Annotated in this window: 11 protein-coding genes; 7 read left to right on the plus strand and 4 right to left on the minus strand. The window is 62.1% G+C overall.

Translation table 11 applies throughout. The features are described from left to right. Nucleotides 1-1,208 (minus strand): ATP-binding protein (locus SH809_20810; protein MDZ4702164.1); only part of this gene is annotated, 1,208 nt, incomplete at its 3' end. 200 nt (nt 1,209-1,408) lie between these two features. Between SH809_20810 and SH809_20815 the strand changes: the two genes are divergently transcribed. The 7 genes from SH809_20815 (at nt 1,409) to SH809_20845 (ending at nt 8,185) form a co-directional block, all read left to right on the plus strand. After that, nucleotides 1,409-1,756 (plus strand): hypothetical protein, encoded by a 348-nt coding sequence (locus SH809_20815; protein MDZ4702165.1) that lies wholly within the window; start codon nt 1,409-1,411, stop codon nt 1,754-1,756. A gap of 43 nt (nt 1,757-1,799) precedes the next feature. After that, a complete protein-coding gene (locus tag SH809_20820; protein ID MDZ4702166.1) occupies nt 1,800-2,615 on the plus strand; it encodes a class I SAM-dependent methyltransferase in 816 nt (271 codons plus the stop codon). A 64-nt stretch (nt 2,616-2,679) separates the two neighbouring features. Next, nucleotides 2,680-3,228, plus strand: a complete 549-nt coding sequence (locus SH809_20825) for a type VI secretion system-associated protein TagO (protein ID MDZ4702167.1) — start codon at nt 2,680-2,682, stop codon at nt 3,226-3,228. 23 nt (nt 3,229-3,251) lie between these two features. Beyond that, entirely contained in the window at nt 3,252-4,337 is a 1,086-nt protein-coding gene (gene rsgA, locus SH809_20830; protein MDZ4702168.1) for a ribosome small subunit-dependent GTPase A, read from the plus strand. 462 nt (nt 4,338-4,799) lie between these two features. After that, on the plus strand, nt 4,800-6,317 hold the full coding sequence (locus SH809_20835; GenBank protein MDZ4702169.1) for a tannase/feruloyl esterase family alpha/beta hydrolase: 1,518 nt from the start codon (nt 4,800-4,802) through the stop codon (nt 6,315-6,317). 150 nt (nt 6,318-6,467) lie between these two features. After that, nucleotides 6,468-7,337: a hypothetical protein gene (locus tag SH809_20840; GenBank protein MDZ4702170.1), complete on the plus strand. Its 870-nt coding sequence runs from the start codon at nt 6,468-6,470 to the stop codon at nt 7,335-7,337. A 53-nt stretch (nt 7,338-7,390) separates the two neighbouring features. Next, nucleotides 7,391-8,185: an N-acetyltransferase gene (locus tag SH809_20845; protein ID MDZ4702171.1), complete on the plus strand. Its 795-nt coding sequence runs from the start codon at nt 7,391-7,393 to the stop codon at nt 8,183-8,185. A 16-nt stretch (nt 8,186-8,201) separates the two neighbouring features. Here the strand turns inward: SH809_20845 and SH809_20850 are convergent, their stop codons facing one another. The 3 genes from SH809_20850 to SH809_20860 form a co-directional block, all read right to left on the minus strand. Then, the gene (locus SH809_20850; GenBank protein ID MDZ4702172.1) at nt 8,202-8,453 is read right to left on the minus strand and encodes an HNH endonuclease family protein; all 252 of its coding nucleotides are present in this window, start codon (nt 8,451-8,453) and stop codon (nt 8,202-8,204) included. A 164-nt stretch (nt 8,454-8,617) separates the two neighbouring features. Then, the gene (locus SH809_20855) at nt 8,618-11,758 is read right to left on the minus strand and encodes an SUMF1/EgtB/PvdO family nonheme iron enzyme (protein MDZ4702173.1); all 3,141 of its coding nucleotides are present in this window, start codon (nt 11,756-11,758) and stop codon (nt 8,618-8,620) included. A 171-nt stretch (nt 11,759-11,929) separates the two neighbouring features. Further along, nucleotides 11,930-12,202 carry a hypothetical protein gene (locus SH809_20860; protein MDZ4702174.1) on the minus strand — a complete coding sequence of 91 codons (273 nt, stop codon included), beginning with the start codon at nt 12,200-12,202 and terminating at the stop codon, nt 11,930-11,932. Nucleotides 12,203-12,389: the final 187 nt, after the last annotated feature.

The raw sequence follows: 12,389 nt of genomic DNA on the forward strand, positions 1-12,389 counted from the left end.
CGCGCCGCGGCGCGGGCCTGCGCGGCCAGCACCACCTTGTCGACGATCCGACGTGCTTCGCGCGGATGATCCTCCAGCCACTGCGCCAGCTTCTCGTTGATGAGTACCTCGACCGCGCTCTGCACGTCCGAGTTACCCAGTTTGGTCTTGGTCTGCCCCTCGAACTGCGGCTCCGCAACCTTCACGGACAGGACGGCCGTGAGCCCCTCGCGGAAGTCGTCGCCGGAGAGTTCGATCTTGACGTTTTTCAGTAGATTATTACGATCCGCGTACACCTTCAGCGTGCGCGTCAGACCGCGGCGGAAGCCTGATACGTGCGTGCCTCCCTCGTGGGTGTTGATGTTGTTCACGAACGAGAGCACCGTCTCCGCATACCCCGTGTTGTAGCGCATGGCCAGCTCCACGGGCACCTCGGTGTCTTCCTCCGAGATGTAGATCACCTCGTCGATGAGGGGCGTCCGCGCTTCATCGAGGTAGGTGACGAAGGCGCCGAGCCCCCCTTCGAAGTGGTAGTCCTCGCGACGGAGGTCGACATCCTCTTCCCTTCTATCCTCGAGCGAAATCTTGATCGTCTTGTTCAGATAGGCCAGCTCGCGGAGCCGCTCGTCGAGCGTATCGAAGCGGTAATCCAGCGTCGTGAAGATGCTCGCGTCCGGCCAGAAATGCACGTGGGTGCCGCCGGACTCGCCCGGCTCCATGTCCCGAATCCGCGCGACTGGCGCAACGGGTTTGCCGATCCCGAACTCCTGCCGCCAGACGCCGCCATCGCGCATCACCGTGGCGATGAGTGTCGTCGAGAGCGCGTTCACGCAGGAGACGCCGACGCCGTGCAGACCGCCCGAGACCTTGTAGGTGTCTTTGTCGAACTTGCCACCGGCGTGCAGCGTCGTCATCACGACTTCGAGTGCGGACACGCCTTCGGTTGGATGCAGATCCACCGGGATACCACGGCCGTTGTCCTGCACCGAAACCGACCCGTCCTCATGGATGATTACGTCCACCGTATCGCAATACCCGGCCAACGCCTCGTCGATCGAGTTGTCCACCACCTCATACACCAGGTGGTGCAGGCCCCGAACCCCCACATCGCCGATGTACATCGCCGGGCGCTTGCGCACCGCTTCGAGCCCTTCGAGGACCTGGATGTTGGAGGCGCCGTACGCATTGACGCCGCTGTTTGAACCTACCGAGTTTGCTTCCGCGGCCATAGGGTATATTTCCGTTGTGCTGATTTAAGCCGTACTGCAACGCACAGCCAGGCAGTACGTTTCGAGCGCCGGCCCGCGGCGATCCAGAAGCCGCTTTACACTGCATTCTTCGAATCTTGCCTATTTTTTTCTTCCAACAGGGTATGCCTCACCCCTCGATCGCGTCTAGATAGATAAGATCCCACAGATAGCGAACGCACATGAAACGGACCGTTACCCTGCGTCCTGGCGCCCGTGGCACCAAAACCCTGCACGCGCAATTCGGCGAAGAGCTGATGTATGTGCGATACCGCTACGACGCCGGCATCCACAAACGATTCAAGACGATCGAACTGGTCGTCGACGAGAAACACTGGCTGCCCCGGCGCATTCGCGATATGCCCGTGTGGGTGCATCTCGCCTTCGACGAACGTGAGCTCCGCCGAGAAGTCGCCCGCCTGGGCGGGCGGTGGGACCCCGACCGCCGGCTCTGGGAAGTACGCTTCGGCGACGTCGAGCGCCTCGGCCTGCAGGCCCGCATCGCGCCCGAAGAGACCGTTGGCGCCTGACCCGCGGCGACGTATCATGCGGGTTCCGACCACCGAGCCGATCATGAAACGTCGCGTCAAAGCCTGGTTACACCGCCGGGGCTGGCTCAAGCCAGCCGAGGACCTCTATTTTAATCTAAAAACCCTCACGCCGGGCATCCTGTACCGCGAGTTGCGTTACCGGGCCTGGCACGCGCCGGACGGTTTCCCCGTCCCCCCCGCCGGTCTGATCAACGACGTCATCGCCGTCCGTTGGAATGCCGTGTATTACGACTCCGGCAAACGGATTGTCGACGACATGGCGGACCTGCTCGCGCGCCACGGACGCTCCTTCGCGTCGTTCGCGGCTATCCTGGACTTCGGCTGCGGCTGCGGCCGGCTCATCCGCCACCTCGACCGCCGCACCGACGCCGCCCTCTTCGGGACGGATTACAATCCGGCCCTCGTCCACTGGTGCCAGAAAAATCTCCCCATCGCGTCATTCTCGGTCAACGCGCTCGAGCCGCCGCTCGCCGGTGAGGCCGGTAGGTTCGATTTTGTCTATGCCCGCTCGGTCCTCACCCACCTCCCCGAACCCCTCGTTTTGGCCTGGATGGATGAAATGCGCCGCGTGATCCGGCCCGGCGGGTATTTCCTCTTCACGATGCACGGCCGGCCCCTCACCCACGGCCTCTCCGCCGAAGACCGCGCCCGCTTCGAGGCGGATGAACTCGCGGTCATCTATACCGCCGCCGCCGGCGAAAACCTGTGCTCCACTTACGCCGCGAAAGGGTACGTCGATCGCCGGCTCATCGACGGGTTCGAGCGGGTCGACTTCGTCGAGGGGCGCCCTGCCGAACACCTCCGCCAGGATATCCACCTCCTCCGTAGAACCGCCTGATGCGGAACCCCTGCCCGCGTAACGACTACGACTATCCGTCCCGATTCCAAAGGCCGATCGTCTCATGAAGCACCTTCCCCTTATCGCCGTCATGATTGCCCTGGGGCTGGCGCCATCCGCCCCGGTAGTGGCGCAATCCACCGAATCGACGCCCGCCGATACGGCATTCACGGCCGCTGACACGACTTTCGCTGACACGACACGTGTCGACACGGCCTTCGTAGGTGGCCTGGGCGCCTGGATGCTCCTGCAGGCCGCCGATTCCCCGCCCACCGCGACGCTCCGCGCCCGCGACGCCGACCGTTACCTCGGAGTCCGGTGTGAGTCCGGCCGGACGTATGCCTTTGTCGCCTGGGATTCCCTCCTCGGTCCGGCCCCGCGTGTGACCTACCGCATCGATGACGGTGAAGCCGTCGAGAGCATCTGGAACGCAGCCGCCGATGGCGATGCCGCTTTTTTTCCCGGCCGCACCGTCGACTTCGTGAGCCGGCTCTCGGCACACGACTCGCTGACCGCCGCATTTACATCCGCCGGCGACTCCACCGCCACGACCTTCGACTTGCACGGTATACAGGCGGCTTTACGCCCCATCCGTGAGTCATGCCGCTGGTAATTTGGCCGATCCGGACCATCCCCATGGATCTCTCACCCTACGCCGCCCTCGGCCTCACCCATCTCCCGCCCGGCACGGTCGACCCGGAGCAGCTCACGGCGTTCTCGCTGGCGCGCGTTGTCGCCGTCAACCGAACCAACTACCTCGTCCACACCGGCGCCGCGGAAATCACCGCAGAGCTGACGGGCAAAATGATGGCCGCCGCCGAGTCGCCGCTCGACTACCCTACCGCCGGCGACTGGGTGTACCTCCAGCTCTTCGACGACGACACCTTCGGCGTCATCCACGGCATCGTGACCCGAAAATCACTGCTGAAGCGGAAAGCCGCCGGCAAAGTGGCCGACGTGCAGGCTATCGGCGCGAATATCGACCGCGCGTTCGTCGTGCAATCCCTCGAAGGCGACTTCAACATCCGCCGGCTCGAACGGTACGCCGCCGCCGTGTACGAAGCCGGCATCGATCTTACCGTGCTGCTCAGCAAGGCCGACCTCGTGGAGCCGGCCGAAACAGAGGCTCGCCTCGCCCGGCTCCGCGAGCTGATGCCCGGCCTGGACGCCATCCCCTTCAGCAATGCCACTGGCCAGGGGATCGACGCCATCGAAGCCCGTCTCGAACCGACGCGGACGTACGGGCTTTTCGGTAGCTCTGGAGTCGGCAAAACCACCCTTCTCAACCGGCTGCTCGGCGAGGACACGTTCGCCACGGGCGACGTGCGCGTGAGCGACAAACGCGGCCGCCACACCACCACCCGCCGGCACCTGACCTTCCTGCCCAACGGCGCCCTCCTGCTCGATACCCCGGGCATGCGCGAACTCGGCACGATTGGGATGGAAGCCGGCATCGACGACGCATTCGACGAAATCGCCTCGCTGGCCGGCCAGTGTAAGTTCAGCGACTGCTCCCATACCTCAGAGGTCGGCTGCGCCGTCCAGGCCGCGCTGGCCGCCGGCGACATCGAGCCAGAGCGCTACGCCCACTACATCAAGCTGCAAAAAGAGTCGGCTTACAACGAGATGAGCTATGTCGAGAAGCGGCGGAAGAACAAGGCGTTCGGGAAGATGGCGAAGGAGATTTTAAAGGGGAAAGACAAGCGTAAAGCTGATAGTTGAGGAGTATCGTCAGGGAGGCGTACTTTCCCGGAATCGCTTACCTGTTTGATACATCAATTTTATCGATGCGAATCATGCTAATCAGGAGTTGAAACGATAAAAAAGGCAATGTCATCTCGACCGTAGGACCGATTTATCGGGCCGAAGCGGAGACACGAGCGCAGCGACTGATGAGCGAAGCGAATAAACCTCCTTATGCCGAGCGACTCGCCCATCTCGAGGAGGTCGCTCAGCTTCCGCATCGGCTGTCGCCGCTGCGTCCGATCGCGATGACAGGCCTGGTTTTAAAAACACCACTCTGCGCCAAACCCAACACTCCATGCCTAATCGCTAACCGTTAGGGCTATGAGAATCACGAGTTGAACGGTTCTAGCGTGACCGAAGTTATGCCCTTTTTGCGTGATTCAACTCCTGATTCGCCTTATCTGTGAGTATATCCGCCCACTTCAAATCGACACTTCGATGAACAGGTACATCGCACTCCTCATCGTCACGACTCTGACCTGGCAAGCCCAGGCGCAGATGCCGTGCGCTGAACTCGAGCAGCTACGTCTTCCGGATGTCAACATCACCGAGGCAACCCTCGTCGAACCTGCCACGCCGCCGGCGCCGGTTACCGTCGCCCACTGCCGTGTCGTGGGCTCTATCGGCGGAACCATCGGCTTCGAGGTGTTGCTTCCCAAGGACTGGAACGGTCGCTTTTTTATGGGAGGCGGTGGCGGATACGTCGGCCAGATCACGAACTCGGCTCAGCCGGCGGTCGACCTCGGATATGCCTCGGCCGGCACAGATACCGGGCATCAGGGGGACGGTCTTGAGGCCGACTGGGCGCTGAACGACCCGGTTGCACAGCTGAACTTTGGCCATCTGGCCATACATCGAACCGCGGAGGTGGCTAAAAGTGTGATCCTTGCCCACTATGGTTCCGACCCCGCGTATTCGTACTTCTTCGGGTGCTCCCGCGGCGGTGGCCAGGCTATGATGGAGGCGCAACGGTACCCGGACGACTTCGATGGGATCGTGGCGGGTGCGCCGGCGATGGACTGGCCCGGCTTCGCCGCGGAATTCATTCAGAACATCCAACTCAACTACCCCGACCCGGCCCATCTCTCAGAGCCCATCATCACAAAAGAAAATCTGGCACTGATCGAGACATCGATCCTGAAAGCCTGCGACGGCCTGGATGGCGTGGTCGATGGCATGATGGAGAATCCCCGGGCATGCCCATTCGATTTAGAAACCGTACCGGCGTGCGAAGCGGGCCGGCCAGGCCCCGATTGCATGACAGCCCTTCAACGTGCCGCCATCGAACGCGTTTATGCGCCGGTTGTCAGCGATCATGGCGTCGTACACCCCGGACAACCGTTCGGGGGGGAGGGCGATTTCGACAACGGCTGGCTACCCTGGATCACGGGGGTTTTTGAACCCGTATTTGCATCGTCGCAGGAGCGATTTCCGAGCCTCCAGTTTGCCTTTGGAACCGAACTGTTCAAGTATTTTGTGTATGGCGACCCGGACTGGGACTACGTGCGGTACGACCTGAATCGCGTGCCAGACGATACTCGAACCGTCGCGCAGATGCTTAATTCGACTGACCCCGACCTGAGTGCTTACAAGACGCGCGGCGGTAAACTGATACTCTGGCATGGTTGGTCGGACCCTGCCCTATCGGCCTACGCCAGCATCGACTATTACAAGGAGGTAGAGGGCCTTGACCCGACCCTGCGCGACTACTTTCGCCTGTTTCTCATGCCGGGTGTGCTTCATTGCGGCAGCGGCGTGGGACCTGATCAGGTCGAGTGGTACACGGCCATTGCAGACTGGGTTGAACGCGGGATTCCACCACAGAAGATCGTAGCCAAAAAAATGAACGCTGAAGGGGATACCGTAATGACGCGACCCCTCTGCCCTTATCCCCAACAGGCCAGGTACATCGGCAACGGAAATACAAATGAGGCATCACGTTTCGAGTGTCGGTAAGGCGTGTTTGGCGTACTGACTGACGTTACGCCTTTACTCGTTGCGCGTTATTCGATCGGTATGAAAATCACGCTCCACAGCGCAACGATGCGTACCAGGACACCAAACGTTCAACGGAAAAACGTGAAACGCGTAACGCCAGGTACTGATATGACGTACCGCTGCGCCTTCCTCAGCATGGACGACCTCGCCGGCTACGTCTGCGACGACCCCCTCGCGGTTGCCGCGATCGAAGCCGCCGGCTGGTCGGTCGACACCCTCTCCTGGCGGGCCGCGGGGGTGGACTGGCGCCGGTACGAAGCCGTCGTCATCCGCTCCACGTGGGACTACCAGGATCACCCCGACGCCTTCCTCGCGGCGCTGAAGGCGATCGATACCTCCGGGACGCGCCTCTTGAATCCCCTCGCCACCGTCCAATGGAACCTGACCAAGCGGTACCTTGCCGAGTTGGAGAGCCGCGGCATCCCTATCGTCCCCAGCGCCTGGGGAGACCATCTAGACGCCGGCACGCTGGATGCGTACTTCGACGCGTTCGACACCCGCCAAATCGTTGTCAAACCCGTCGTCAGCGCCAACGCCAAGGATACCTTTCGCCTGGACCGCGGCAACGAGCCGGCCCTCGCGTCGGCCGCGGCCCGATTTTCATCCGAGGCCTATGTAGCGCAACCGTTTATCCCGGCCATCGTCGACGAGGGGGAGTATTCGCTATTTTATTTCGATGGTGTCTACAGCCACGCCATCCTGAAAACGCCGGCGCCGGCCGACTTCCGGGTGCAGGAAGAACACGGCGGCCGGATCGTGCCCATCAACCCCGAGCCGCTGTTTGTCCGCCGCGCGCAGGACGTGCTCGACGCCGCCGGCGAGCGCCTCCTGTACGCACGCATCGACCTTGTCCGAACATCCAAAAACGACGCGGCGTTGATGGAGCTTGAGTTGATCGAACCCTCGCTCTATTTTCGCATGGACGCCGAGTCACCCCAGCGCTTCGCACGCGCTTTTCTCCGTATTCTCCGTGAATGACCCCGGTTCGCCGCCCCCGATCCCGAACCGTCCGTCTCACCGCTCCACCTTCCATGGCTCCCGATCTCCCTTCAGCCGCCGACGAAAACCTCCTCGTGCATTTTAGCTGGGCGCAGAGCCGCACCCCGGGCATGCGCCTCGCCGCTGGCGACGACGTCACCCTCGTCGACAGCGGCCTGCCCTGCGACACCTTCAACGCCGCGATCCGCACCCGAATGGCACCCGATGCCGCCCCGGCGCGCATCCTGGAATCCATCGACTGGTTCGCCCGGATGAAACGGCCATTTTCCTGGTGGGTCGGCCCGGCCGACACGCCCGATCACCTGGGCAAGCTGCTGGTGGATGCCGGCCTGGAGTGGTACCAGACCGACCCCGCCATGGCCGCCGACCTCGACAACCTCGCCCCGGTCGACATCGCCCCCGGCGGCCTCGAAATCCGCCGCGTGACCACCCTGAAGGAACTCCTCGCCTTCGCGCACATCAACGCGGCCCACTGGTCGCCTCCCGAGCGATTCGTGATCCGCTACTACGTGCTCGCCGCCGAGGCGCTCCTCGCGCCCGATTCCCCGATCTGGCTCTACAACGGCTACCTGGACGGCCGGGCCGTCGCCACGTCCGAGCTAACAATTGGCGGCGGAGTAGTGGGGTTGTACAACGTCTCCACCGACCCCGACTTCCGCCGGCGCGGCATCGGATCGGCCATCACCATGAAGCCGTTGCTCGACGCGCGCGACGCCGGCTTCACCACCGCCATCCTCCAGGCCGAACCGGATGGCATTGGCGTCTACCGCAAGCTGGGGTTTGAGGTGTTTGGGGAGGTGACGGAATTCAAGCCGCCGGCTGTGTGAGCCGGTTTTCAAGTGATCAATAATCCACTCGCCACACATGCACGGCGCGATCGGCCAATCGCTGCTGCCGTTTCTCCAGCAAGGGCCACGTCCAGGTCTCCGGCGCGGCGTCGACCACCGCTCGCGTCAGGGCGTACACGGACTTCCGGTAGATGTCCATCTTCGTAACGTACCCCATCGGACCCAGCTGCCGGTTTTCGGCGGCGGTGAGCAGGGTCAGATTTCCCCGGGTTTGCGTTTCGCGGCGAGACCCGCAGGGTTTTTTCACCTCCCCGACAGGAACACCGCGGCGCCCCGGAAACCTTTCGGGTCTACCTACCCCGGTGACCTCCGTCATCCCGCATCCTTCCACCAGAGTACAGAGCCCGACCGCCCCGCCATTCTCCAGCCTCTTCGCTTAAATAAGAATCTGCGTCATTCTCAGAGCAGTTTTTAAGGGGGCGCGAAAACGACGCGAAAACCGATGTCGAGGTTGACGTAGTCGGGATCGCTGCCGTTCCGGCGGGCGCAGCGGACGCCCTCAGCACCACCGTCGAACGAGCCGCCGCGCAGGACGCGCGACGCGTTATCAGTAAGCATTTCGGAATCTTTCCATTTACTTACGTGCTTATCATAGTCGGCTTTCGTGTTGACCGTTCGGCTCCACTCGGATACGTTGCCGGCCATCTCGCGCACCGCGTAGGGACTTGCGTCTTTCGCAAAACATCCCGTGGTGGACGTTGATCCGATTTTTGTCTCGCCGTAGTTGCAATCGCCCGGAGCGATCTTGTCACCCCAGGGGTACATCCGTCCCGAATTTGTATTGGCTACGAGTCCACTCTTAGATGTATCATTCGAGAGCGTGGAAAGTGGAAACGCATGGATCATAACTTCCTGCAGTTCGAGCCCCCCTCGTGCCGCTTTTTCCCATTCGGGTTCGTTAGGTAACACGATCGCTCCCCCTGGGGGAATCCATTTCTGGAGACGTGCCTGTTCCGTGAACCAGGTCACATACGCCAGCGCTTCGTACCAGCTGACGCCAACCACCGGGTGGTTCAGGAGTCCGAAGGGCGCTCGGTACGGATATGGCGCAGTGCGACCTGAATTCTTGATAAACTCCCAACCCGCGTCCGTCCACCACTGCCGAGTCCCGTACCCACCATCCTTCGTAAAAGACGCGAACTGCGCGTTTGTCACCGGGTACTGGCCGATCCAGTAGTCGTAGGGGACGTTGATCTCGCGCTTGTCATCCCCCATCAAAAACGGCCCCGCCGGCACAAAGCAAAACCGCATCCCCTCGATCGTCATCACCTCGGGGCGTGGGTCTCCGAGGGCGGCGAGCACCCGGCCGGCTTCGGCGCGTTCGATGGGGGGGAGTTTTCCACCAAGGACACCCACCAACTGGTGCTGCAACCGGTGGAGGAGCACCTCCCCCTTTTCCATATCACCGGGATCCTGCGCCACTTCTTCGCGCCCCACGATCTTGGCCATCTGCGAGGCCCAGAGGATCAGCCGTTCGTCGCGCTCGGAGCCGCCTGCCTCCCGAGACAACTGGGTGGCCAGGTTCAGAATGCTGTTTTTGTTTTTCCGATTGATCGCCAGCTCTTCGATGCCCTGGATCACGGCCTCGCTCCAGTACTCGCCGAATCGAGCCAGCAACCGAAGCCGATCAGCCGCTCCCCGTTCGCCGATCACATAACAGCCGGCCAGATACTCTTGGAAGGTCCGGTGGGGAAACCCGTAACTCGCCGGCCGCACCGCGTTTTCGCCGCGGCCTATGAGCAGGCCGGCCCGCTGATCCACATAATCCAGGAACTGCGTGGCCAGCGACTCGTGCCCGAAATAGGCTTTGTCGCTTAGCAGTTCGATGGTGCTGGCACGTGGCAAATCGGCCGCTTTATCCGCGACCCGTGCCAGGTGAGCTTCGTAAGCCAGGCGCTCCATGACGGTCCGCATCCGCGCCTGCTTCTCGGCCAGAAACGCCGACAGCTCCGTGGAAACGCCGGCCCGGCCTTCCTGCCAGCGTTTGAGCAGGAGCTCCACCGCCAGATTGTACAGGAGCACCCGCTCCTCGGGGAGTTTCTTTTGCTGCTGGTGGATGATCGTCATGGTGGTCAGCAGCATCGGGTTTTCGGCGAGGCTGAGGAGGGGCGCGCGCGTCGCAACATCCTGCAAATCTGCTATGCGGGCATCCACCCCATCCGCTTTCACCCGTTGCAGCTTCTGCTGAGCCCGATACCACTGCTCCGCAAACGCCTGGATCTGCTCTTTACCAAGGCGGGCCAGGGTGTAGGTCGGCACCTCGTCAAATACGGACTCGCCGCTGTACGACCGAACGCGGCAAGTAACAAAAACGCGTTTGAGTTGAAACTGATTGAGCGCCGCGCCAACCGCCTCCCGCACGAGCTTACGTTGCTCGTACGGCACCTCGTCCATGCCATCCAGCACCAGGAACACGCGCCGCTCCACAAAGGCCTGCTTAACCCCGTCGACGAACTCCGGAACAAGCAGCGTACGCGCCTGCTCGGCGGCGAGATCGGCGATTTTGCCGGCGAGGAATCGCCGCCTTGAGAGGGTATCCGCCGGCAGTTTTTCGTGCGCGAGAAGCGCCGCGAGGTCACGAAGCAGCACCAGCGCAGGGAGGAGTCCACCCGTATCCGGCAGCAGCGGCTCCGCGCCATCGAGTTCGGTGTCGGCCAGATTGGCCAGCAGCAACTTAACAAACGAACTTTTGCCCGATCCCGGGTCTCCAAGCAGTACCAACTGGCCTGCATCCCGTACGGCCTCCAGCGCGGTCATCCGATGGGTGTCTTCCAGCGCTTCCAGGCCTCGCTTCAACTGCTCCGGATCCTTTTCGAAGGCATCCAACGAGATAAAAACCTGATCGAGGGTGACGGCGCGTTTATCGAAGCCCTTGAGGTCGCCCAAGACGTCGAGTGGGATTTGCAGACAGTCGCTCTGCAAGGCTTTCAGGTAATGGCGGCGCGATTCGGAGGAAACCGCCCGAGGGGGAGGAGGTGCGGGAGGCGGTGTTTTATTCCCGGCTATCTTCTCGATGGTGGCATCCAGGTGTCTTTCGACCTTTTTGGTGAAGTCGGCGAGATCCGTGTAGGTCCAGAAAAGCCCTTCTTTTCCCACATTTTCCCGGAAAGCCTCCACTTTCTCTTGCTGCTCTTTCCGCTCGATCAGCTCCTTCATCGTGTGCGACTTCAAACTGAAGTTATCTTCGCGCTCACAGAAGTAGAGCATCACCGGCCGGCTGTTGTCCGCCTGCCACCTCGCATACGCGTCGTAAAACTCCGCCTCCGAGCCCGATTCATGGTTGCCGGTGGGTGTTCCGAAGCGGAGCCAGAAGATGCCGATGTAGATGTGGTACTCGCCGATCTGGTCAAAGAGGTTGGTCTGGATGTCGCCCAGCCCGGGCCGGCCGTGAGTTTCCCATCGGCGGGGCTCCATGTGGACACTGAGCCTATCGCCATGGCGCGTCTGGAGCGTGTTCTTGATGAGATCCTCCAGCGCGTCGCGCTCGGCCACGACGTCCCCGGGAGAGGAAATGAAAATGCGGATCTGGTCGACGGTTGGCAGTTCGGGCATGGAGCAAGGCGACGGCGGGTTAGACCTCGCTAACTTACACGCCGGCCGCGCCTCGCGCAAGGAGACCCGAAGGGTTTTCAACCGCCTCGACGGGAACACCGCCGCGCATTGGAAACCCTTCGGGTCTGGGCCGCGACCTGGAGTAGCAAGCCTAAAGCATCGATCTGTCGCTCACGCCCGGATTCTTTTGCCCCCGCCGGCACCCCACACGACCCGAAACGGCACACCCAACTCCTTCAGCAGCGCCTTTTGCAGACCCACCGTGTTGCCATACCGCACATGGTTGCACCACCCGTCCACCGAGGCCTTCCGCTCCGTGCGATCGACTGCGCGCAGGATACCCTTGAGCTTCCGCCGGTAGTGGATGCCCTTGCGGCGCTTGAGGCGGACGTGCTCCGGCCGGATCACGAAACCGAGGAACGGGATGCCCTCGATGACCGGCATCGGGTGTGCTTCGGGATGCAGGTTCAGCGCGCATCGCGGAGCGATGCCGCATTTTAGGCCGGCGTTTCAACGCCGGACTCCGTAAACGACACCGTCTCTCCAACACCGTCTCTCCAACACCGTCTCTCCAACACCGTCTCTCCAACACCGTCTCTCCAACACCGTCTCTCCAACACCGTCTCTCCAA

The sequence above is a fragment of the Rhodothermales bacterium genome, assembly GCA_034439735.1.
In the GTDB taxonomy this organism is placed as follows: domain Bacteria; phylum Bacteroidota; class Rhodothermia; order Rhodothermales; family JAHQVL01; genus JAWKNW01.

What these genes read in the sequence shown, in the direction of transcription:
- SH809_20840 (MDZ4702170.1), top strand. Translation starts at nt 6,468, where the DNA reads ATGACGTACCGCTGCGCCTTCCTCAGCATGGACGACCTCGCCGGCTAC.
- SH809_20845 (MDZ4702171.1), top strand. Translation starts at nt 7,391, where the DNA reads ATGGCTCCCGATCTCCCTTCAGCCGCCGACGAAAACCTCCTCGTGCAT.
- rsgA (MDZ4702168.1), top strand. Translation starts at nt 3,252, where the DNA reads ATGGATCTCTCACCCTACGCCGCCCTCGGCCTCACCCATCTCCCGCCC.
- SH809_20820 (MDZ4702166.1), top strand. Translation starts at nt 1,800, where the DNA reads ATGAAACGTCGCGTCAAAGCCTGGTTACACCGCCGGGGCTGGCTCAAG.
- SH809_20815 (MDZ4702165.1), top strand. Translation starts at nt 1,409, where the DNA reads ATGAAACGGACCGTTACCCTGCGTCCTGGCGCCCGTGGCACCAAAACC.
- SH809_20855 (MDZ4702173.1), bottom strand. Translation starts at nt 11,758, where the DNA reads ATGCCCGAACTGCCAACCGTCGACCAGATCCGCATTTTCATTTCCTCT.
- SH809_20825 (MDZ4702167.1), top strand. Translation starts at nt 2,680, where the DNA reads ATGAAGCACCTTCCCCTTATCGCCGTCATGATTGCCCTGGGGCTGGCG.
- SH809_20860 (MDZ4702174.1), bottom strand. Translation starts at nt 12,202, where the DNA reads ATGCCGGTCATCGAGGGCATCCCGTTCCTCGGTTTCGTGATCCGGCCG.
- SH809_20835 (MDZ4702169.1), top strand. Translation starts at nt 4,800, where the DNA reads ATGAACAGGTACATCGCACTCCTCATCGTCACGACTCTGACCTGGCAA.